Here is a 478-nt window from a genome sequence, read left to right as displayed (position 1 = left end):
CCTGCGCCACCTGCGCCGCGAAGTCGCCCTCTGGCAAGAACAAAGCCGCGGCACGCTCGGCATACTCAACGGCCTGGTCGATGAGTTACTGCAGTATCTCAGTGAGTTAGAAGACAGAATCAGCAAGGTAGAGAAACAGATCAAACAAGTCCTGCAAAGCAATCCCGCCTGCAAACTGATAGAAACCATCCCCGGCGTGGGCGTCCTCACCGCCACCGCCATCATCGGCAGCTTTGGACGGGCAGAGAACTTTACGGAAGGACGCAAGTTTGCCAATGCTCTGGGGCTGACACCGAGGGAACACAGCAGTGGTGGCAAACAAGTCCTGCTGGGGCTGAGCAAGCGAGGCAATGGTTATGTACGCAAACTCCTCGTCCATGGGGCCAGGTCCGTCTTGCAGGCCAGGATCAACAAACCGGCCTATGCCGAAGACTGGGTCGTAAAACTGGCCAAAAGGCGGGGGCATAACATCGCCGTG

The 478-nt window shown here is 57.5% G+C and carries 1 protein-coding gene; it reads left to right on the top strand.

Features of this window, described 5'->3' with window-relative positions:
- Positions 1-478: transposase (locus H8L32_RS27275; RefSeq protein WP_186951009.1), on the top strand; the 478-nt coding region annotated here is incomplete at both ends.

This window comes from Undibacterium hunanense, from assembly GCF_014284335.1.
Classification (GTDB): Bacteria; Pseudomonadota; Gammaproteobacteria; order Burkholderiales; family Burkholderiaceae_D; genus Undibacterium; species Undibacterium hunanense.
Note: the sequence above shows the minus strand (reverse complement) of the source record. Positions and strands in the feature narration are given on the sequence as shown.